18 protein-coding genes are annotated in these 20,264 nt (G+C 68.7%); 12 read left to right on the forward strand and 6 right to left on the reverse strand.

The window, feature by feature from the left end:
• Positions 1-76: 76 nt before the first annotated feature.
• The 4 genes from OG976_RS18605 to OG976_RS18620 all read left to right on the forward strand — a co-directional run bounded on the left by OG976_RS18605 (position 77) and on the right by OG976_RS18620 (position 3,695).
• Entirely contained in the window at positions 77-517 is a 441-nt protein-coding gene (locus tag OG976_RS18605; protein WP_328351837.1) for a hypothetical protein, read from the forward strand.
• A 154-nt stretch (positions 518-671) separates the two neighbouring features.
• Complete coding sequence (glmM, locus tag OG976_RS18610; RefSeq protein ID WP_328351839.1) at positions 672-2,009, forward strand: phosphoglucosamine mutase; 1,338 nt, start codon at positions 672-674, stop codon at positions 2,007-2,009.
• Between the two features lie 49 nt (positions 2,010-2,058).
• The gene (locus OG976_RS18615) at positions 2,059-2,349 is read left to right on the forward strand and encodes a type VII secretion target (RefSeq protein WP_328351842.1); all 291 of its coding nucleotides are present in this window, start codon (positions 2,059-2,061) and stop codon (positions 2,347-2,349) included.
• A complete protein-coding gene (locus OG976_RS18620; protein WP_328351845.1) occupies positions 2,346-3,695 on the forward strand; it encodes a hypothetical protein in 1,350 nt (449 codons plus the stop codon). The genes OG976_RS18615 and OG976_RS18620 overlap by 4 nt, the downstream gene beginning before the upstream one ends.
• A 90-nt stretch (positions 3,696-3,785) precedes the next feature.
• Here OG976_RS18620 and OG976_RS18625 read toward each other — a convergent pair whose 3' ends face one another.
• Positions 3,786-4,826 (reverse strand): LLM class F420-dependent oxidoreductase, encoded by a 1,041-nt coding sequence (locus tag OG976_RS18625; protein ID WP_328351848.1) that lies wholly within the window; start codon positions 4,824-4,826, stop codon positions 3,786-3,788.
• 119 nt (positions 4,827-4,945) lie between these two features.
• A complete protein-coding gene (locus OG976_RS18630; protein WP_328351851.1) occupies positions 4,946-5,797 on the reverse strand; it encodes a dienelactone hydrolase family protein in 852 nt (283 codons plus the stop codon).
• A 54-nt stretch (positions 5,798-5,851) separates the two neighbouring features.
• On the opposite strand from OG976_RS18630, the gene glmS reads away from it, so the two are divergent.
• From glmS to OG976_RS18645, 3 genes are all read left to right on the forward strand, one after another.
• Positions 5,852-7,720, forward strand: coding sequence for a glutamine--fructose-6-phosphate transaminase (isomerizing) (gene glmS / locus OG976_RS18635; RefSeq protein WP_328351854.1), 1,869 nt, complete (start codon positions 5,852-5,854; stop codon positions 7,718-7,720).
• A gap of 145 nt (positions 7,721-7,865) precedes the next feature.
• A complete protein-coding gene (locus OG976_RS18640) occupies positions 7,866-9,326 on the forward strand; it encodes an NAD(P)H-hydrate dehydratase (protein ID WP_328351857.1) in 1,461 nt (486 codons plus the stop codon).
• Between the two features lie 12 nt (positions 9,327-9,338).
• Positions 9,339-10,718 carry a glutamate decarboxylase gene (locus tag OG976_RS18645; RefSeq protein ID WP_328351860.1) on the forward strand — a complete coding sequence of 460 codons (1,380 nt, stop codon included), beginning with the start codon at positions 9,339-9,341 and terminating at the stop codon, positions 10,716-10,718.
• Here the strand turns inward: OG976_RS18645 and OG976_RS18650 are convergent.
• The 3 genes from OG976_RS18650 to OG976_RS18660 form a co-directional block, all read right to left on the reverse strand.
• The gene (locus tag OG976_RS18650) at positions 10,715-11,626 is read right to left on the reverse strand and encodes a hypothetical protein (RefSeq protein ID WP_328351863.1); all 912 of its coding nucleotides are present in this window, start codon (positions 11,624-11,626) and stop codon (positions 10,715-10,717) included. The two genes, OG976_RS18645 and OG976_RS18650, sit on opposite strands and share 4 nt — an antisense overlap.
• Before the next feature lie 66 nt (positions 11,627-11,692).
• Positions 11,693-14,149, reverse strand: a complete 2,457-nt coding sequence (locus OG976_RS18655) for a GcvT family protein (protein WP_328351866.1) — start codon at positions 14,147-14,149, stop codon at positions 11,693-11,695.
• Between the two features lie 11 nt (positions 14,150-14,160).
• The gene (locus OG976_RS18660) at positions 14,161-15,081 is read right to left on the reverse strand and encodes a choline/ethanolamine kinase family protein (protein ID WP_328351869.1); all 921 of its coding nucleotides are present in this window, start codon (positions 15,079-15,081) and stop codon (positions 14,161-14,163) included.
• Positions 15,082-15,106: 25 nt separating this feature from the next.
• Here OG976_RS18660 and OG976_RS18665 point away from each other — a divergent pair, with 25 nt between their 5' ends.
• The gene (locus OG976_RS18665) at positions 15,107-15,835 is read left to right on the forward strand and encodes an HAD family hydrolase (protein WP_328351871.1); all 729 of its coding nucleotides are present in this window, start codon (positions 15,107-15,109) and stop codon (positions 15,833-15,835) included.
• A gap of 5 nt (positions 15,836-15,840) precedes the next feature.
• On the opposite strand, the gene OG976_RS18670 is transcribed toward OG976_RS18665, so the two are convergent.
• A complete protein-coding gene (locus tag OG976_RS18670) occupies positions 15,841-16,656 on the reverse strand; it encodes a GntR family transcriptional regulator (protein ID WP_328351873.1) in 816 nt (271 codons plus the stop codon).
• A 96-nt stretch (positions 16,657-16,752) separates the two neighbouring features.
• Between OG976_RS18670 and alr the strand changes: the two genes are divergently transcribed.
• The 4 genes from alr to tsaB all read left to right on the forward strand — a co-directional run bounded on the left by alr (position 16,753) and on the right by tsaB (position 20,245).
• Positions 16,753-17,940 (forward strand): alanine racemase, encoded by a 1,188-nt coding sequence (alr, locus tag OG976_RS18675; RefSeq protein ID WP_328351875.1) that lies wholly within the window; start codon positions 16,753-16,755, stop codon positions 17,938-17,940.
• A gap of 136 nt (positions 17,941-18,076) precedes the next feature.
• The gene (locus tag OG976_RS18680) at positions 18,077-19,138 is read left to right on the forward strand and encodes an alpha/beta fold hydrolase (RefSeq protein WP_328363742.1); all 1,062 of its coding nucleotides are present in this window, start codon (positions 18,077-18,079) and stop codon (positions 19,136-19,138) included.
• Positions 19,131-19,604 carry a tRNA (adenosine(37)-N6)-threonylcarbamoyltransferase complex ATPase subunit type 1 TsaE gene (gene tsaE, locus OG976_RS18685; protein WP_328351878.1) on the forward strand — a complete coding sequence of 158 codons (474 nt, stop codon included), beginning with the start codon at positions 19,131-19,133 and terminating at the stop codon, positions 19,602-19,604. Before OG976_RS18680 ends, tsaE begins: the two co-directional genes overlap by 8 nt.
• Positions 19,601-20,245 carry a tRNA (adenosine(37)-N6)-threonylcarbamoyltransferase complex dimerization subunit type 1 TsaB gene (tsaB, locus tag OG976_RS18690; RefSeq protein ID WP_328351881.1) on the forward strand — a complete coding sequence of 215 codons (645 nt, stop codon included), beginning with the start codon at positions 19,601-19,603 and terminating at the stop codon, positions 20,243-20,245. The genes tsaE and tsaB overlap by 4 nt, the downstream gene beginning before the upstream one ends.
• The last annotated feature ends 19 nt before the right edge of the window (positions 20,246-20,264 follow it).

Here is a 20,264-nt window from a genome sequence, read left to right on the forward strand (position 1 = left end):
CACCTTCGGGGCTGTGTGTCAAACCTCGCGCAGCTCTTGGATCCCTGCCCACAACGCAGAAGAACAAGGAGCGAACATGAATACCTTCACGAAGACGGCCGCCGGAACACTGCTCGGGGGATCGCTGCTCGTCGCGGGCGGCCTCAGCCTCGCGCACGCAGCACCCCCGGAGGCCCAGTCGGTCGTGGGCGACGGCAAGCTCAACGTGACCCTCAGCGTCGACGGGCAGCGGCTCGGCGTCCTGCAAGAGGTGTCGCTGACCAGTGCGCAGTCCCTGGCCGCGGCCGTGTGCCCGGTTGATGACCTGTCGCCGCGCCTGGCCGACCTCGATACCAACCTCATCCAGACCGTTCCGGCCTGCAACAGCGTCACCGGCGGATTGAGCTACACCTTCAGCCAGAACGGCGGGGCCGCGGAGACCGCGCCGCTCGCACCGGCCGAGAGCCCCACTCCTATGACTCCGGCCCCGACCGCGAGCGCGACGCCGACCACGCCGTCGGCGGCCCCGAGCCGCTAGGCCTGCGCTGCGACGTACCGCCCGCACCTCCCCGCGCAGGTGCGGGGGGTCATCGTTGCGGCCCGAGTCTCGCCCGAACGTCGGTTTGGCGGCGACATGGCGGATAACGTCGTCGGTTGTGGTTTGAGACGGCAATTGTGAGAGATTTGTCCGCATGGGTCGACTGTTCGGGACCGATGGTGTCCGGGGTGTCGCCAACCGGGAACTGACGGCTGAGCTGGCGCTGGCCCTGGGGGCGGCCGCCGCACGGCGCCTGGCCGCCACCACGCGTTCGGGGCGCCCGGTCGCGGTCATCGGCCGCGATCCACGGGCCAGCGGCGAGATGCTCGAAGCCGCCGTGATCGCCGGAGTGACCAGCGAGGGTGTCGACGCACTGCGAGTGGGCGTGCTGCCCACCCCCGCCGTCGCCTACCTGACGGGTGCCTACGACGCCGACTTCGGCGTGATGATCTCCGCCTCGCACAACGCGATGCCGGACAACGGCATCAAGATCTTCGGACCCGGCGGCCACAAGCTCGACGACGCCACCGAGGACCGTATCGAGGAACTCGTCGCCCAGGGTCCCGGCCTGCGGCCGGTCGGTGCCGGCATCGGGCGTGCGCTGGACGCCGCCGACGCCCTCGAGCGCTACCTGACTCATGTCCGGGCCGCGGCTCCGGTGCGCCTGGACGGACTGACCGTGGTCGTCGACTGTGCCAACGGCGCCGCCTCGGCTGCCGCGCCGCGCGCCTACCACGCCGCCGGCGCCCGCGTGATCGCCATCCACGCCGAGCCCAACGGCGTGAACATCAACGACGGCTGCGGCTCGACGCACCTCGACCAACTGCAGGCGGCGGTCGTCGCGCACGGCGCGGACCTGGGCCTGGCCCACGACGGTGACGCCGACCGATGCCTGGCGGTCGACGCCGCCGGCCAGATCGTCGACGGTGACGCCATCATGGTGGTCCTCGCGCTGGCCATGCAGGAATCTGGTGAGCTGGCCTCCAACACGCTGGTGGCCACCGTCATGAGCAACATGGGCCTGCACCTCGCCATGCGTGAGGCCGGCATCGCCGTGCGCACCACCGGCGTCGGGGACCGGTACGTGCTCGAAGAGATGCGGGCCGGGGAGTATTCGCTCGGCGGCGAGCAGTCCGGCCACATCGTCATGCCGGCACTAGCCACCACCGGCGACGGCATCGCCACGGGCCTGCGGCTGATGTCGCGGATGGCCCAGACCCGCACGTCGCTGGCCGGGCTCGCTGCCCCGATGCATACTCTGCCCCAGGTCCTGATCAACGTCACCGTGGCCGACAAGGCCACCGTGGCGCAAGCGCCCGCAGTGCGCAGCGCGGTGCGTGCGGCCGAGGCTGAGCTCGGCGACACCGGACGAATCCTGTTGCGCCCCTCGGGAACCGAGCAGATGGTTCGGGTGATGGTCGAGGCCGCCGACGAGGACACCGCCCGGCAGTTGGCCATCCGGGTGGCCGAGTCGGTCAGCGCCGAAGGCTGATTTTTCGCCGACGCGGAACCGGTCAGGGCGGTCGTACGTCCAATCGGACATGGGCAACACACGGGTGGACACCGCGACGGCGCATGCTGCGGCGCAACGGTTCAGCGCCGCCGCTGAACTGCTCGAGACCGCCGCGCACCCCGGTGGGCTGAGGTTCTGCGGGTCCACGGCGGGCCGGGCGCACACGGCGAGCGGCGATCGGCTGCATGCCGCACTCGAGGAGTTGAGAGTCCACCTGGCCCAGTGGTCGCGTGCCGCCGAAGAAGTTGCTGCCGCGCTGCGCGCCGGTGCCCAGCAGTATGCCGAGGCTGAGATGCGTGCCGCGGCGGCGCTGCGATGACGTTCGACGTCGCGGGTCGGCTCGACCGGGGCCGCCCGGCGGTGGCCGACGTGCAGACTTATGTGACGGCCTGCCACATGCTGGGTTACAGCCATTCCGATCTGACCACCCATGGCGCACAGGTGCTGCAGTGGTACGGCGCCGAGGACGGCCTGGACCTCGACGTGCTCGACACCGACTGCGTGGCATTGAGCGCCATGGCTGACGCCGCTGACCGCGCACTTCGCCTGCAGCACGACGGGTTGCGTGCCCTGGCCGAGGCCTGGAGTGGTGCTTCCGGTTCCGTCGCAGCGCTTTTCGTCGAACGACACTGCCAGTCCGGCGCCACCGTCGCGGGCGCCCTGCGCACCGCGGCGGACAGCTGCGCACAGCTGCGTGACACCGTGCTCAGGGTGGTCGACGAGAAGGTGCACGCCACGACCGTGATCGACGACCGCCGAGCGGGCCAGCGGCCGGTATGGCTGGGTGCGGCCCAGACCGTGATGAGCGCGGCACCGGACCGGACTGAGGCCGTCGACGTCGTCGTGCACCAGATAACCCCGTACGTCGAGGCCGACATCCGCACCGAGTGGGTCGCCGCGATGCGGGCCGCGACAACGGCGGTGGAGTCCGCCTACGCCGACGTGATCCGGCAAGTGATGTCCTGTGGCCCAGTTGCTTTCGCAGTTCCTGATCAACTCTTCGCGACGCCACCGCAACCCGCACAGTGGGCGGCGGGCCCGGCGACCGCACCGCTCACCGTGCCCGCCGCCACCCAGAGCCCGCCGCCCCCTGCTGTCCTGAACAGCCCTGCCGCGTCGCCTGCCGCCGCGAACCCGGCGCTGCCCGCACCGGAAATACCTATGCCACAGACACTTCCGCCGCCAACGCCGGTGGATCCCCTCGGTTCCGGGCCAGCGATGCCGGGGCCGGCGATGCCCGCCGCTGGTGATGTCGGAGGCGGCCTGACGGGTCTCGGCGGCCAGATCGCCGATGCAATCAGCGCTCTGCTGGCCAGTGCATCGGATCTCCCGGCCGATACTCCGGTGTCCGACGCCGAGGCCGTTGGCGAACTCGGCGACACCGACTCGCCACCGGAAGCCGACGCCGCCACCCCTGAGCCGCAGGCCGATCCGGTGGGCGCGGACGCCGACGGTCAGGAGAACGACCTGTCCGATGACGGCACCGAGACCGGGGACGTGACTACCACCGAGCCGGTCGAGGACTCCGTCACCGAGCAGACGACGCCCGCACCGTCACCGCCCCTTGACCCGCCGCCACCCGTGGTCCAACCCGACGCCGAGGCCCAGGACGAGAGATCGCCGTGTGAGATCGCCGCCGACGAACTGCCGCAGGTCGGCCAATGACCGAGCCGACGCAGCGGCCCGCGGTCCCTGCGGCGCAGCGTCGGCTGTTACGGCCGGCCGACGAACAGCGTTGCGTCACAACGCCAGTGATCAGGGGAGCAGCTGCTGCAGTTCCTCGACGTACTTGACGTACTCGGCTCCGTCGGCGGTCACCGGCGTCGCCAACAAGGTCGTGACCCCGGCCTCGGCGAACGCGGCGATCCGCTCCTTGACGTAGCCCCGCGGCCCGATCAGCGACACCTGACGCACCAGGTCGTCGGGCACCGCGGCGATGGCTTCGGCTTTGCGCCCGGCCAAGTACAGGTCCTGAATGTGGTCGGCGATCTCGCCGTACCCGTACCGGGTGGCCAGCTTGTGGTAGAAGTTCTGACCGCGCGCACCCATGCCGCCGATGTAGAGCGCCAGGTGTGGTTTAACCCACCCGAGTCGTTCCTCGACGTCGTCTCCGATGGCCAACGACACCCCGACCATCACATCGAGCTCACCGAGGGCCTTGTCGCGCTTGGCCTTTCCGGCCCGAAGTGATTCGCCCCAGATGTCGTCGGCCTTCTCCGGAAGGAAGAAGACCGGCTGCCAGCCTTCGGCGATCTCGGCGGTCAGTTCCACGTTCTTGGGGCCCAGTGCGGCGATGGTGATCGGGATGTTTTCCCGCACAGGGTGATTGATGAGCTGCAGCGGCTTACCCAGTCCGGTGCCCCGCTCGGCGGGCAACGGGATCTGGTAGCTCTTGCCCTGATGCTGCACCCGCTCGCGCCGCCACACCTGACGGCAGATCTCGATGACCTCGCGGGTCCGGCCCATGGGGGCGTCGAAGGGAACACCGTGGAACCCCTCGACGACCTGCGGGCCGGAGGTGCCGATGCCCAGCCGGAAGCGGCCGTCGGATACGTAGTCCAGGCCGGCGGCGGTCATGGCCAGCAGTGACGGGGTCCGGGTGTAGATCGGGACCACGCCGGAACCCAGCTCGATCCGCGACGTCTTGGCCGCCAGGTAGCCGAGCTGGCTGACCGCGTCGTAGGAGTACGCCTCGGCCACCAGCGCGATATCCACGCCCGCCTGCTCCAACACGACGATGTGCTCGACAGCCTCACGGAAGCCGCCCGAATACTCCAGAAAAACACCGGTGCGCATCACGGAGTTATATCACCAACCGGTTGGTCGGGGTCAGCGGGTGTCATCGAGTGGCCACCTACGTCACGAAAATGCGCCGAATGCGTGCCGTAACTTGCCACTCGCGGCTCCGAACCGGGCTACTTCAGCAGGGCGACGATCCGGTCCTCGGGCTTGAGCGGCTCGACGTCGGGATCAGGTTTGCCGGTCTTGGGCAGCACCGCTTCGGGGTCGGCGAACTCGCGATAGGCCTTATCCCCGGTGAGCTGGAAGAGAAGAAAGCCGGTCAACAGCGCCCGGACCGCCTTCTGGGTACCGCGATCGGACCCCGGCACGCCCAGGACCTTGGAGAACCGGCGCTTCTCGGCCAGACCGGCCGACTCGGCCTTGCTGACGACGTGCAGCACTGAACCGGGCCACGCCTGCGCCAGGTCGAGGGCATCGGTCCGCAGCGACTGCGGGTCATCCGGCGAGCTCAGGACCAGGCCCGGCACCTTCAAGGTGGCCGCGGGCTGCTGGGCGGGCGGTTTGGTGACCGAGGGGAACAGGGCGGCCACCGCCTTGGGCGCCGACTTGCCGGCCCCGGCCAGACCCGCCGCGGCGAACACCGCCGCCGAGCCGCCGAAACCGTGGCCGGCCAGGCCCAGCTTGGTGGGATGCACGCTGATCTGACCGGGACCCAGCCGCACCCCGGTGACGATGTCCAGTGTCGTGCCCAGGTCGAACGCCAGGTTCAGCACCGACGGCGCGGGTCCGCGCTCGGTATTGGGCGCCGCCGCGACGATGCCCCAGGACGCCAGATGCTCCAGCGTTTTGACGTAGCGATCGGCGGGTGTGAGCCAATCGTGGCCGAACGCCACAGCGGGCAGATTGAACCCCGACGCCGGGGTGTAGACGATGCCCGGAAGGCCGGCAAATGCCAGGTCACCGCGCAAAACCTGATGTGGGCCGCGGCGGGTCAGCGCCGCGAAGAGCTTCCGTGTCCGGGCCACCCCATGACCGTAGCCCACCGTCTGGGCCGCCGGTGCTGCACTACCCTTGGACCCATGTGCGGAATCGTGGCTTACGTCGGGCATCGCCCGGCCCGCGACGTCGTGGTCGACGCATTGCGCCGCATGGAGTACCGCGGTTACGACTCGTCCGGGCTCGCTCTGCTCGACGGACATGGCGGGCTGACGGTCCGCCGCCGCGCGGGACGGCTGGCCAACCTCGAGGAGGCGCTGGCCGAGGCCGACCCCGCCGCCCTGGCCGGCACCGCGGGCCTCGGCCACACCCGGTGGGCCACCCACGGCAGGCCCACCGACCGCAACGCCCACCCGCACCGCGACGCCGCAGGCAAGTTCGCCGTCGTGCACAACGGGATCATCGAGAACTTCGCCACGCTTCGCCACGACCTGGAAGCCCAGGGGGTGGAGTTCGCCAGCGACACCGACACCGAGGTGGCTGTACACCTGGTGTCCCGGGCCTACCACCAGGGGCCCACCGCCGGAGATTTCGTGGCCTCGGTGCTCTCGGTGCTGCGACAGCTCGAAGGCCACTTCACCCTGGTCTTCGCCAACGCCGACAGCCCGGGCACCATCGTGGCCGCCCGCCGCTCGACACCGTTGGTGGTCGGTATCGGCCAGGACGAGATGTTCCTGGGCTCCGACGTCGCCGCCTTCATCGAATACACCCGCGAGGCCGTCGAACTCGGCCAGGACCAGGCTGTCGTGATCACCGCCGACGGCTACCGCATCACCGACTTCGACGGCCGCGACGATGCCGCCAATGCCCGGGTGTTCCACATCGACTGGGACCTGTCAGCCGCCGAGAAGGGCGGCTACGAGTACTTCATGCTCAAGGAGATCGCCGAGCAGCCGACGGCAGTCGCCGACACCCTGCTCGGGCACTTCGTCGACGGCCGCATCGTGCTCGACGAGCAGCGCCTGAGCGATCAGGAACTCCGCGAGGTCGACAAGGTGTTCATCGTCGCCTGCGGCACGGCATTCCATTCCGGTCTGCTGGCCAAGTACGCGATCGAGCACTGGACCCGGCTGCCCGTCGAGGTGGAACTCGCCAGTGAGTTCCGCTATCGCGACCCGGTGCTCGACCGGGGCACGCTGGTCATCGCGATCTCGCAGTCCGGCGAGACCGCCGACACCCTCGAAGCGGTTCGGCACGCCAAGACACAGAAGGCCAAGGTGCTGGCCATCTGCAACACCAACGGCAGCCAGATTCCCCGCGAGGCCGACGCCGTCCTCTACACCCGGGCCGGACCAGAGATCGGGGTGGCGGCCACCAAGACCTTCCTGGCCCAGATCGCCGCCAACTACCTGGTCGGTCTGGCCTTGGCGCAGGCGCGCGGCACCAAGTACCCCGACGAGGTCGAACGCGAGTACCGCGAACTGGAGTCGATGCCCGACCAGGTGGCCCGCGTGCTCGAACACATGGACTCGATCACCAAGCTCGGCCAGGCCTTTGCGGCGTCGCCTGCGGTGCTGTTCCTGGGGCGCCACGTCGGCTACCCGGTGGCGCTGGAAGGTGCGCTCAAGCTCAAGGAGTTGGCGTACATGCATGCCGAGGGCTTCGCCGCCGGGGAGCTCAAGCACGGTCCGATCGCCCTGATCGACGAAGGCCTTCCGGTGATCGTGGTGATGCCCTCGCCGAAGAATGCCGCGACGTTGCATGCCAAGCTGCTGAGCAATATCCGCGAAGTGCAGGCGCGTGGTGCCGTCACCATCGTCATCGCCGAGGAAGGCGACGACACGGTGCGCCCGTACGCTGATCACATCTTCGAAATCCCAGCTGTGTCAACGCTTTTCCAGCCGCTGCTATCCACGGTGCCGCTGCAGGTATTCGCCGCGGCGGTGGCGAGGGCGCGCGGCTACGACGTGGACAAGCCGCGCAACCTGGCCAAGTCCGTCACCGTCGAATAGTCGCGGTCTGCTGCGCGCCACCGTGCGGCCGCGCACCAGCGGCGAGACTCCCGCCCCGAGTGCACATGAGTGCGGTGTGGGTCGGGGGTGAACACTGCGTCAGAGTGCGTCGCCAACGCCCGTCCGCCACGTAACCTGGGTTCCGATGCGGCACTACTTCACCGCCGAGGCGATCCGCGCCGCTGAGGCGCCTCTGCTGGCCAGCCTGCCGGACGGTGTTTTGATGCGCCGTGCCGCTTATGGTCTGGCCACCGCGATCGCGCGCGAGCTGGCGAGTCGGACCGGTGGCATCGCGGGCCGGCGTATCTGCGCCGTGGTCGGCTCCGGCGACAACGGCGGTGACGCCCTGTGGGCCGCGACCTTCCTGCGCCGGCGCGGCGCCGCGGCATCCGCAGTGCTGCTGAGCCCCGAGCACACCCATGCCAAGGCGCTGGCGGCATTCCGCGCCTCGGGTGGCGGAGTGGTGGCCGAGGTCGCACCCGGGACGGATCTGGTGATCGACGGTGTGGTCGGCATCTCCGGCACGGGTCCGCTTCGGCCTGCCGCGGCGGCCGTCTTCGCCGCGGTGGACGCCGCCGGCATCCCGGTGGTGGCCGTCGACATTCCCAGCGGTGTGGACGTGCACACCGGCGCCATCACGGGCCCGGCCGTGCGCGCCGCCCTCACCGTCACGTTCGGCGGTCTCAAACCCGTACACGCGCTCGCCGACTGCGGACGCGTCGAGCTTGTCGATATCGGGCTGCCACTGCCCGCTACCGATGTGATCGGGTTCGACGCCGCCGACGTCAAGGCGCGCTGGCCGGTGCCGCAGTCGCGCGACGACAAATACAGCCAAGGCGTCACCGGAATCCTGGCGGGGTCCTCGACTTACCCGGGGGCGGCAATCCTGTGCACGGGCGCCGCGGTGGCTGCGACCTCGGGCATGAAGCGCTACGCGGGTTCCGCGGCCGCCGAGGTGGTGTCGCACTGGCCCGAGGTCGTCGCCGCCCCGAGCGCCGCCGGGGCGGGCCGAGTGCAGGCCTGGGTGGTGGGACCCGGTCTGGGCACCGATGAAACCGCCTTCGAGGCACTCACTTTCGCGCTCAACACCGATCTTCCGGTGGTGGTCGACGCCGACGGTTTGACAATGCTGGCGGCCCATCCGCATCTGGTGTCCGAACGCGACGCGCCGACGGTACTGACTCCGCATGCCGGCGAGTTCGCGCGGCTGGCTTCCGGAGCCGGATGGCCGGCGACATCGGACCCGGCGGCGCCCGGGGCGGATCGGGTCGCCGCGACGCGGCGCCTGGCCGACAGTTTCGGCGCCACGGTGCTGCTCAAGGGCAACGTCACCGTCATCGCCGATCCGAGCGCTGCCGGCGGCACGGTGTACCTCAATCCCGCGGGCGGGGCGTGGGCGGCGACCGCCGGATCCGGAGATGTGCTGTCCGGCATGATCGGAGCGCTGCTGGCGGCGGGACTGCCACCGGCGCAGGCCGCCGCGGCGGCGGCGTTCGTCCATGCCCGCGCCGCCAATGCCTCGGCGGCCGACCCCGGCCCCGCGCCCGCACCCACCTCGGCGTCGCGCATCCTTGCCCACATTCGTTCAGCTGTTGCAGGACTGTAGAGAGAAGGAACCATGCCGCACGTCAAGTACCGCTCCCCGTCGATTGCACCGGCCTACACGGGACGGTTGTCCACCGACCCGATCCCGTCGCTGCGGTTGCCGGCCGAGGCGATGGAACCTGCTGCGGCATACCGGTTCATCCACGACGAGCTGATGCTCGACGGCAGTTCCCGGCTGAATCTTGCGACGTTCGTCACGACGTGGATGGATCCGGAAGCCGAGAAGCTGATGGCCGAGACGTTCGACAAGAACATGATCGACAAGGACGAATACCCGGCCACCGCGGCGATCGAAAGCCGCTGCATCGCAATGGTTGCCGATTTGTTCCATGCCGAGAACCTGCGCGACGACGACGCCGCCAGCGCAGTCGGGGCATCGACGATCGGGTCGTCGGAAGCGGTGATGCTCGGCGGGCTGGCGCTGAAGTGGAAGTGGAAGGAACGCGTCGGTAAGGACTGGAAGACCCGCACGCCCAACCTGGTGATGGGCTCCAATGTTCAGGTGGTGTGGGAGAAATTCTGCCGCTACTTCGAAGTCGAGCCGCGCTACCTGCCGATGGCCGAGGATCGCTATGTGATCACTCCCGAGCAGGTGGTCGACGCCGTCGACGAGGACACCATCGGGGTGGTCGGCATCCTGGGCACCACCTACACCGGTGAACTCGAGCCGATCGCCGAGATCTGCGCCGCGCTGGATCAACTCGAGAAGGACAAGGGGCTCGACATCCCTGTCCACGTGGACGCCGCCAGCGGCGGGTTCGTGGCGCCGTTCCTGCATCCGGGCCTCAAATGGGATTTCCGGCTGCCCCGGGTGGCGTCGATCAACGTCAGCGGCCACAAGTTCGGACTGACCTACCCGGGCATCGGATTCGTGGTGTGGCGCAACGCCGATGCTCTACCGGAGGACCTGGTCTTCCGGGTGAACTATCTGGGTGGGGACATGCCGACCTTCACGCTGAACTTCTCCCGGCCGGGCAACCAGGTGGTCGGGCAGTACTACAACTTCCTGCGCCTTGGCCGCGCCGGATACACCCATGTCATGCAATCCCTGTCCGCCACCGCGCGCTGGTTGTCCGACCGACTGGAAGAGTGTCAGCACTTCCACGTCATCTCCGACGGGTCTGACATCCCGGTGGTGGCGTTCAAGCTCTCCGGCGACTTCGGCTACACCGAGTTCGACGTGTCGGCCGCGCTGCGGTCCTACGGCTGGCAGGTGCCCGCCTACACCATGCCGGAAGGCGCAGAGGATATTTCAGTGCTGCGGGTGGTGGTGCGGGAGGGCTTCTCCGCCGACTTGGCCCGCTCGCTGTGGGAGGACCTCAACGCGGTGCTGGGTCACTTGGACGCGACCAAGCCCAACGGCCATTTCGACCAGGAGCACTTCGCGCACTAGGCGGTGGACTCCGTCGGGGTGTAGACCTCTCCGAGGTTGTCGGTCTGGACCTCGACCACGGTGTCCGACGGGGCGTTGCGCTCCCACAGCACCGCGCCGACGCAGGCCGTGACGACCCATCCGGTGCCGATCACCCCGCACCACGTCAACAGGGCCATCGCGATCCCGATCGGCCCGAGTTCGGCCCAGCCGTCGAGCACCATCGGGAAGAAGGCCCGGCTCGACAGCGGGATGATCACGCCGTCGACCACCACGCCGGCCAGTCCGGCCAGCGCCAGGTGGACGAGACTCCGGCCGCCGTTGCGCACCAGCAGTGCCGGGGTCAACGACCAGAACAGCCACACCGGCACCTGCGCCAACACGAACATCAGCACCCGCATCTCGCTGCTGTGGTGGTGGCCGAACGTGATTCGTTCGCGGCAGACGATCATCGTCAGGTACAACGCGAACCACAGCGCGCCGCGCAGCACCCGCTGGGTCAGGCCGAACTGTTCGCGCCGCCAGGCCTTGGCGAAGATCGCGGCCACGGTGACCGCCATCGGGATTCCCCAGATCAGGAAGCCGCCGACGCCGATGAACGTCCAACTCGAGCGCAGTCCAGCGGTACTGCCGAATGCGCCGCGGACCCGGTCGCTCGTCGGATGCACCAGGCCGAGTTCCCGGATCCAGATCGTGCCGGCGCTGGCGCTCTGGGCGAAGTTCTCGACATAGCTGAAGCCGAGGATCATCAGCGGGATCACTGTCGTGAACAGCTGCACCGAGACGAGGATGCCCAGGGTGGAGCCGTCGATCTCACGGAACCTGGCCAGGGTCGCCGTCGCCAGCCGCAACTTGCGGGACGCGGCCAGGCGCCGGTAGCGCTCCTCGAGCCGAGCCCGGACGTCGCCTTGGCGGCCGACCTCGGTCATCGGACTACGTCCCGGAACACCCCGGCACGATCTCACACTTTCCTGGGAGCGCCGTCGAAGGGGCGGCTAACGGATCCGCTCTCCTGCGGGGTCGTAGATCGCCCTCAGCGACACGGTGATCGGGTAGATCTCACCGCCGACGTTGACCGAGTAGCTGCCGGCCCGAATCCAGTCCGCGGTGACGGTGGTGTCGTCACCGGCGCGCACGTAGGCCAGTCCGACGCAGGCACCGGTGGTGGCACCCCACGCCGCCGAGGTCACCTGGCCGGCGACCGCGCCGTCGCGCAGGATCAGCTCGCCGCCCCACAGCATCGGTTCGGGGGAGTCGACGGCGAAGCTCACCAGCCGTCGCCGCGGCCCGTCAGCCTTGGCCTTCTCCACCGCGGACCGGCCGAGGAAGTCGATGTCGGTCTTGAGCTTGCAGGCGAACAACAGGCCGGCCTCCACCGGGTTGTCGTTGGGGGTCAGTTCGCGGCCGAAGGCGCGGTAGCCCTTCTCCAGGCGCAGCGACTCGATGGCGTAGTACCCGCCGCGACCGATGCCGAACTGCGCGCCGGCCCGCAGCAGGTCTTCGTAGACGCCGACGGCGAACTCGGCGGGAACGTAGAGCTCCCAACCTAATTCGCCGACATAGGTGATGCGGGTCGCCCGGACGGTGGCGTAGCCCAGCGAGATCACCTGGCTGGTGGCGAACGGGAACGCGGCGTCCGAAAGGTCGGCGTCACTGAGGCTGGCCAGCAGGTCGCGCGAGCGCGGACCCATCACCCCGAACACCGCCATCGACGACGTGAGGTCGACCAGTTCAGCCTGTGCCCCGGCCGGGAGGTTGTGCGTGATGTGGTCCTTGTCCCGCTCGGTGGTGGCCGCGCTGCTGACGATCAGGAACTCACTGGCCCCGGTGCGGGTGACGGTCACGTCCGACTCGTAGGTGCCGCGTGCGTTCAGCATGCCGGTGTACACCGACTTACCCACCGGCACCGCCACATCGGCGGTACACAGCCACTGCAGTGCCTGCTCGGCGTCGGGCCCGGTCAGCAGGTATTTCGAGAATGAGGTCTGGTCGAACACCGTCACTGCCGTGCGGGTGTTGACCTGTTCGGCTGCCGACCACGGCAGCCAGTTCTGCTTGCCCCACGAGTACTCGATTACGGGCTGCTCGCCTTCGGGGGCGAAGAAGTTGGCCCGCTCCCAGCCCATCCGGCTGCCGAAGTTCGCGTTCGCGTCAACCAGCAGGTGGTGGACGGGTGAGCGCCTAAACGGCCGTGCCGTGGTCAGTTCCCGGTTAGGCCAGGGGATCTCGTAGTGCACGCCGAGTACCTCGGCGACCCGGTCGTGCAGCCAGGCCACGTTACCGTTGAACGGGGCGAAGCGGCGGATGTCCACTCCGGTCAGATCGGTGGTGGGCGACCCGTTGACGATCCATTCGGCCAGCGCGCGGCCCGCCCCGCCGGCCGAGGCGATACCGACCGAGTTGAATCCGGCGCCGACGAAGAAGTTCGTGCATTCCGGTGCCTCGCCGAGGATGAACTGGTTGTCCGGGGTGAAGCTCTCCGGCCCGTTGTAGAGCTTCTTCAGCCCGGTGTGGTCCAGTGCCGGGATGCGCAGCAGCGCATTCTCCATGAGGATTTCAAAGTGCTCCCAGTCCTCCTCGAGGAGCTGGAACTCGAACGGGTAGGGAATCGCATCCGGCGCCACCCAGGGTTTGGCTTCCGGTTCGAAGCCGCCGATCACCAGGCCGCCCACCTCTTCCTTGAAGTAGGTGTAGCCGTCGGGATCGCGCAGGATCGGCAGGTCGGGGTGCACACCGGCGATGGTCTCGGTGACGACGTAGAAGTGCTCGGCGGAGTACAGCGGCACGTTCACCCCGGCCATGGCGCCGATGGCCTTGGCCCACTGGCCGGCGCAGTTGACGACGATCTGGGCTTCGATGTCGCCGGCGTCGGTACGCACCCCGGTCACCGCGGTGCCGTCGGTGAGGACGTCGAGCACACGGACGTGCTCGAAGACCTTGGCGCCGCGTTGGCGGGCTCCCTTGGCCAGTGCCATCGTCAGATCGGTGGGGTTGGCTTTGCCGTCGGCCGGCAACCAGATCGCACCCACCAGGTCGTCGACCCGCATCACCGGATAGTGCTCGAAAGCCTCCTCCGGAGTGAGTAGTTCGCAGTCCAGGTTGTAGGCCGCCGCGCTGGCGGCAGTGCGGCGCAGTTGGGTCATCCGGTCCTCAGTGCGTGCCACCGTCACCCCGCCGCACTGTTTGTAGCCCGCGCTCAGCCCGGTCTCGGCCTCCAGTTCGGCATACAGCTCGGTGGAGTACTGCACCAGCCGGGTGCCGCTCTCCGACGCGCGCAGCTGACCGACGAGACCGGCGGCGTGCCAAGTTGTGCCACAAGATAATTGGCCCTGCTCGATCAGCACCACATCGGTGCGACCGAGTTTAGTCAGGTGGTAGGCGAGGCTGGTCCCGATGACACCGCCGCCGATGATGACGATCTGGGCGCGGTCGGGCAGCTCTTGCGGGGACATGTCTTCCTCACTTAGTCGGTGGCTTGCGCGTCATCGAGCAGGCGGGCGAAGTCGGGACCGCGGAATTCGGCGACGGCCGATTCGTAGCGTTCCATCGCCCACTGCCAGAAGTCGAAGTCGATTGCACTGGAGGCATTCTGGATGCACCCCCACAGGGTCCAGCCGTACTTGCCGACGATGCCCTGCAGGCGTGCTCGTGCGGTCTTGTGGCGCAGCGGACGCCCGTAGTACAGGCTGACGAGTTCTTCGAGCTGAGCGGTGGACAGCCCACACTCGGCGGCGAGGTTGCCCAGCTCGAAGCAGGGGTCGTTGTTGCCGGCGTATTCGTAGTCGATCAACCACAACCGCTGACCGTTGTCGACGAAGTTGCCCGCCAGCAGATCGTTGTTGCACGGCACGGTGGTCTGATCGGTCGCGTCGAGCACCCGCTGGATCTCGGCGAACGCCTGGGCATGCTCCAGGTAGTCCGACGGCAGCCGGAAGCCATTGTCCTGCACTACTTTCAGGTACGAAGGCTGGCGTTCGAACATGTCGAAGCGGCTGCGGAAGCGCGGCCCGGAGTGCAGGCCCCGGACTCCGGTGGCAACGCGGTCCAGCACGCCGGGGCGCTGCATGTCGGCGTTGGTCAGGGTGACGCCCTCCAGGAAGCCGACCAGCAGGATCCCGAGGTCGGGGCGGTAGTCGATGACCGGCGCGCCAACTCCCGCCTCGGCGGCGGCCCTGCTGTTGTAGTACTCGTTGTCGCGGTCGATGCCGAGCAGGTTCTTGCTGTTGACGCTGCAGCGCGCGACGTACGCCCCGCTGGGCGTGGTGATCTTCACGTTGCGGTTGGTCAGACCGCCCGACAGTTCCTCGAGCTGACGCGGTTGACCGGCCAGCGCCGGCAACTGCTCGAGCAGCGCATCCAGTTCCGAGTCGGAGAGGAACGGCATGCTTTAAAAGACTAGACTATTAGCCATGTCTTCGTACCCCGAATCTGGGCAAGCACACGAATTGCTCGCACAGTGGGCCGAGGTCGCCGACCCCGCCGTCATCTTCGATTTCAACGGCACGCTGTCCGATGACGAGCCGATCCTGTTCCAGATCTTCGGCGAGCTCTTCGACGAGCACCTGAACTGGGCACTGAGCCAGGACGACTACGACCGTCACCTGCTGGGCCACAGTGACCGCGAGATCGTCGAGAAGGCGATCGAGATCACCGGCGCACGAGTCGATGTGGACCCGCTGCTGGAGTTGCGCAAGCAGCGCTACCGCGATCTCGTCGCCCAGCACAATCCCATCACCACCGACACGGTGAGCCTGGTGCAGATCCTCGCCCAGCACGGCGTACCGATGGCGATCGTCACCGGTGCGCAGCGCGACGACGTGCACGCCGTCCTGGCGAGCAGCCCGGTCGGTGAGGTCATCGAGATCGTCGTCGCCGAGGAGGACGTCCGGCGCGGCAAGCCCGATCCCGAAGGATTCCTCTCCGGCGCCGCACTTCTCGGCCACCCGCCGTCGCAGGTGTTGGTGTTCGAGGACTCGGTGCCGGGCGTGCGTGGCGCGCTGGCCGCAGGTATGCGCTGTATCGCCGTCAGCACCGCACCGAGCGAAGCCCTCTTGTCGGTGGCCCCCGCGGTGGTGCCCGCGCTGTCTGCCGACCTCGTCGGTCACGTCCTGCCTGCGCTGCGCGCCCGGCGCGGCTGATCGGCTCAGGACGCCGGCGAGGTCTCCACCCGGGCCTGGGTGTCGCGGTCGACCCACGACTTCACCCGGATGCGAGTCCGGTCGGACCGGAAGTAGTCGTGCGAGAACTCCACGGGAACGCCGTCGCGGTCGTGTGCTGTCCGTGTGACGAGCAGTAGCGGGTCACCCACCGCGATACCGAGTAACGTCGCGCGCGCCGCCGTGGCGGGTGCGGCCTCGATGTGCTCGTCGGCCGAGAACAGCGGGGTGCCGAACTCGTCGGCCATCAACGCGTACACCGACCCGGTGAGGTCCGCGGACAGCAGCCCTGGAAACAGCCCCGCCGGCAGATAGGTCTCCTCGAGGAGCACCGGCGCACCGTCGGCCGAGCGGATCCGGACGACCTCGTGCACCCGCGCCCCGCGTTTGAGGCCCAGTGCCTCGCGTACCTCAGCCGTCGGGACGCGCGTGAGGGCACTGACCACCTGTGCTCCCGCGGCCATGTCCAGCCGGCGCAACTGCTCGGTGAAGCCCGGCATACCCGTGTGGTCGAACTCCAGCCGTGAGGTCTCGACGAAGTTCCCGCCGAAGCGGCCCCGGCTGCGCCGGATCAGGCCCTTGGCCTCGATGGCCCCCAATGCCTGGCGCAGCGTCATGCGGCTTACGCCCAGCGCCGCGGCGATGTCGACTTCTGCAGGCAGCTTGTCACCGGGTGCCAGTCGGCCCGAGACGATGAGTTTCTCCAGCCACGCCGAGATACGCGCATGGGCGGGCTGATCGGACACGCTGCTCAGATCGGGGCGTTTGCCCAGTACCGCGTCGCCCATCGACAGCACCCGCACAGCGCCGACTCTACCGCCCGTTGCGGCCTGAATAGTGAGGTCAGCGACCGGATGGGCGGTTATCGGGCCGGTTCTGGGACAATTGTCGACGGTGACATGGATATGCACACGACTTCGTTGACCCCGTCGACACCGGCTCAGGTGTCCGGCCCGGCTGCTGAGGCGCTCGTCGATCTCGGGGCGATCGCCGACAACGTGCGGGTTCTGCGCGAGCGCGCGGGATCCGCCGAGGTGATGGCGGTCGTCAAGGCCGACGCCTATGGGCACGGCGCTCCACAGGTGGCCCGCGCCGCGGTGGCGGCAGGAGCCGCCGCACTCGGTGTCGCCACCATCGACGAGGCCCTCGCGTTGCGCAGCGCCGGCATCACCGCCCCGGTGCTGGCGTGGTTGCACCCGCCGGGCACCGACTTCGCGCCCGCACTGAATGCCGACGTGCAGATCGGGGTCTCCTCCGCGCGCCAGGTCGGTGAAGTGCTGGCCGCCGTCGAACGCACCGGGCGCACTGCGCAGGTCACCGTCAAGGTCGACACCGGACTCAACCGCAACGGTGTCAGCGCCGCGGAGTATCCCGGCGTGCTCACCGAATTGCAGCGGGCGATTGCCGCGGACGCGATCCGGGTGCGCGGCATCATGTCGCATCTGGTCAGCGGCGACGTACCCGACGACCCGCTCAACGATATTCAGGCGCAACGCTTTTCCGACATGCTGGCCCAGGCGCGGGCGCGCGGAATCGACTTCGAGGTGGCGCACCTGTCGAACTCCCCGTCGGCGCTGACCCGGCCCGACCTCGGCTTCGACATGGTCCGGCCGGGCATCGCCGTCTACGGGCTCAGTCCCATCCCGGAACTCGGCGACATGGGATTGCGCCCGGCGATGACGCTGAAATGCACGGTGGCGATGGTGAAGTCGGTGAAGGCCGGCGAAGGTGTGTCCTACGGCCACACCTGGATCGCCGAGGAGGACACCAACCTCGCCCTGCTCCCGATCGGCTACGCCGACGGGGTGTACCGCACCCTGAGCGGCCGGATCGACGCCTTGATCAACGGCCGGTTGCGGCGCAACGTCGGCCGGATCTGCATGGACCAGCTGGTGGTCAACCTCGGCCCCGGCCGCCCCGACGTTGCCGAGGGTGACGAGGCCATCCTGTTCGGCTCCGGAGCGGCAGGCGAACCGACCGCCCAGGACTGGGCCGACATGCTGGGCACCATCCACTACGAGGTGGTCACCAGTCCGCGTGGGCGGGTGGTGCGTACCTACCGGGAGGCTGACGCCGGTGGCCGCTGATTCCGAGGGCACTGCGAAGCCCAAGGGCGCCAAGGGTATCGACGAACGTCTGGCCCGCCGTGCCGAGAAGGCCGCTGCGCGGTTGATCCGCAAAGCCGACAATCCCGGACTGGGTGCGGGCCGCAGGGCCGGGCTGATGGCCGGGGTCGCCGGCCTGAGCGCGGTCGGCACCGCCGCCGGCGTATCGGCGGCCCGCGCGTTGCGTCACAAGAAGTTCATCCAAGACGCCTACTCCGGTGAGGATTTCGCTCTGCTCGACGCCGATCGCGGCTGCGTGGTGACCACCGCCGACGGGGTGCCCCTGGTGGTGCGCGAAGTCGGCCCGATCACCGCACCGCTGACCGTGGTGTTCGCCCACGGCTTCTGTCTGCGGATGGGGTCGTTTCACTTCCAGCGCGCGGCGCTGGCGCAGCGCTGGGGCGATCAGGTGCGGATGGTGTTCTACGACCAGCGCGGTCACGGGCAATCGGCTGAGGCGCCGGTCGACACCTACACCGTGACACAGCTGGGACAGGACCTGGAAACCATTCTGCAGGTGATGGTTCCGCGTGGACCGGTGGTTCTGGTCGGTCACTCGATGGGTGGTATGACGGTACTCTCGCACGCCCGGCAGTTCCCTGAACGCTACGGTCAGCGCATCGTCGGAGCGGCGCTGATCTCCTCGGCCGCCGAAGGCCTCTCGCGCTCCCCGCTCGGTGAGATCCTGCAGAACCCGGCCCTGGAGGCGGTGCGATTCGCCGCCCGCTACGCACCCCAGATCGTGCACCGCACCCGCGGTGCGGCCCGATCGGTGCTGCGCCCGATCCTGCGCACCGCATCGTTCGGGGACGACTCGATGAGTCCGAGCGTCGTGGCCTTCTCCGAGAACATGATTCACGACACTCCGATCGCCACGCTCGTGGAGTTCCTGCACGCGCTGGAGGTACACGACGAAAGCGCGGCGCTGCCGGTGCTGGCGCGCATCCCGACCATGATCGCCTGCGGTGACCACGACGTGCTGACCCCGGTGAAGCACTCCGAGGAGATGGCGGCGGTACTTCCGGACTCCGAGCTGGTGATCGTCCCCGGGGCCGGCCACCTGGTCCAACTCGAAGACCCCGACATCATCAACGACGCGCTGGTGCGCCTGGTCGAACGCGCGACGCCGTCGAAACTGGTCGCGTTCGCCCGCCGGCTGAAGAATCGTGCCCATGGCTGAGACCGGAATCGGCAGCGGCACCGCGCACCTGGCCACCCTCGACGACACCCTCGCGCTGGGCGCACGCCTGGGTGAGCAACTGCGTGCCGGTGACGTCGTGGTGCTGTCCGGTCCGCTCGGGGCGGGAAAGACGGCCCTGGCCAAGGGGATCGCCGCCGGAATGGATGTCGAGGGGCCGGTCACCTCGCCGACGTTCGTCCTGGCACGGGTCCACCGTGCCCGGCGCAACGGCAATCCGGCGATGATCCACGTGGACATCTACCGGCTGCTCGACAACGAGGGCGCCGACCTGTTGGCCGAGCTGGACTCGCTCGATCTGGACACCGATCTCGAGGACGCCGTTGTCGTCGTCGAATGGGGCGAAGGCGTAGCCGAGCGGCTCTCCGACAATCACCTCGACATCACGCTGGAACGCCGCGCCGACGGCGAAACCCGTACCGCGACATGGCATTGGAGCCACCGATGACCCGGATCGTCCTGGCCCTCGACACGGCGACCCCGGCCGTCACCGCCGCCGTCGTCGCGTGTGACGACAACGGACGATGCGAGCTTCTCGGGCAGCGGGTCAGCATCGACGCCCGGGCGCACGCTGAGTTGCTGACCCCCAACGTCATCTCCGCGGTGGCCCAGGCCGGACTGACGATGGCCGACCTGACTGCCGTCGTGGTCGGCTGTGGCCCAGGGCCGTTCACCGGGCTGCGGGTCGGGATGGCCACCGCCGCCGCCTACGGCCATGCCCTCGGAGTGCCCGTGCACGGGGTGTGCAGCCTTGACGCCATCGGTGTGCTGACGGACGGTGAGGTGTTGGTGGTGACCGATGCCCGCCGCCGCGAGGTGTACTGGGCCCGCTACCGCGCCGGTGTGCGCATTGACGGCCCGGGTGTCGAGGCCGTCGCCGACGTACCGGTCGGCGGGGCGCAGGCGGTGGCCGGATCACCTGACCATGTCGGCCTGTTCGATTTGCCCGCACTGGACTTCACCTACCCGACACCGGCGGGACTCGTTGCCGCAGTGACGGACTGGGATGGCGAACCGGCACCTCTGGTCCCGCTGTACCTGCGTCGGCCGGATGCCAAGACCCTTGCCGAACGCGGGGTGTTGCGGTGAACGTCGTCTACGGCCCCCT

The sequence above is a fragment of the Mycobacterium sp. NBC_00419 genome, from assembly GCF_036023875.1.
GTDB lineage: Bacteria > Actinomycetota > Actinomycetes > Mycobacteriales > Mycobacteriaceae > Mycobacterium.